At 52.7% G+C, this 1,073-nt stretch carries 1 protein-coding gene; it reads right to left on the bottom strand.

The window, feature by feature from the left end:
- Positions 1-148: 148 nt before the first annotated feature.
- Positions 149-1,033, bottom strand: a complete 885-nt coding sequence (locus tag FDX03_RS04270) for a LysR family transcriptional regulator (protein WP_115643121.1) — start codon at positions 1,031-1,033, stop codon at positions 149-151.
- Between the last annotated feature and the right edge of the window lie 40 nt (positions 1,034-1,073).

Genomic DNA, 1,073 nt, shown 5'->3' with positions numbered 1-1,073 from the left:
AAAAAAGCGCCCTAAAGGCGCTTTTTTGCTATCTGCGATTTATAAGATTCGAATCTGCCGCAGGTTCGGTGTTGAGCGCAGCGAAACAACGGAGCCGTTTACGGCGACGGCCCGAAGGGCGAGCGAAGCGAGTCATCCGGCACAGACATCATACCGTCAAAGCCGCCACCAGTTTTTCCAGCGCTGGCGTGGCCTGCTGCTGTTCATAGACAATATACAAATCCGCCGGAATACGTTCTTCTAACGGCCGGAATACCACGCCAGGCCAGCTCATCTGGGCATAGCTATCGGCAATCAGCGTAATCCCAATCCCCATGCTAATCATCGCCAGCACCGTTTGCGGCTCCCTCACCTCACGAATAATCATCGGTGAAAATCCGGCGCTCAGGCAAACGCGCTGTAAAAATGCCCAGTCGGTATGAATGGAGGGCATCGTGACAAAATATTCATTTCTCAACGCTTCCAGCGGTACGGATTCACAGGCGGTAAGAGCATGTTCTTCCGGCATGGCCACCAAAAATGAGGATTCATGTAAGCGCAGGCTGGTAAATCCGGGAGAAGGTTCAGTAGCCATGCGCCAAATTCCCGCATCCAGTTCACGTCTTTCCAGCATCGTCATCTGCATGGCAGGCATGTTCTCGCGAAACTGCACCTCAACGTTGGGATTTTCCTTCAGAAAACGCCGCATCACCGGACGCATTTTTCCCCACATTGCGGTACCAATGACGCCAAGCTCAATTCGCCCTGCCTCACCGCGACCAATCTGTTCCACTCGTGCCAGCGCCTGATTAGCACTGGATAACAGTCTGCGCGATTCTTCCATCAAAATTTTTCCGGCGTGGGTTAACGCCACGCTGCGAGAATGACGGATAAATAGCAACGTGCCGAGCTGCTGTTCCAGCTCTTTGATATGCGTACTGAGCGGCGGTTGCGACATATTCAGGCGAGCAGCAGCGCGTCCAAAATGCAGTTCTTCTGCGACGGCAAGAAAATAACGCAGTAACTTCAGATCGATGCGGTGCGTGCGTTCCATGGATAATGCGCTCCTGAGTGAAGAATAATGCGCAAAGTTA

This window comes from Citrobacter sp. wls827 (assembly GCF_005280875.1).
In the GTDB taxonomy this organism is placed as follows: domain Bacteria; phylum Pseudomonadota; class Gammaproteobacteria; order Enterobacterales; family Enterobacteriaceae; genus Citrobacter; species Citrobacter youngae.
This window is presented reverse-complemented; position numbering and strand designations above follow the sequence as displayed.

Bases quoted from the DNA above. Each gene is read 5' to 3' on its own strand.
- FDX03_RS04270 (WP_115643121.1), bottom strand. From the start codon at position 1,033: ATGGAACGCACGCACCGCATCGATCTGAAGTTACTGCGTTATTTTCTT.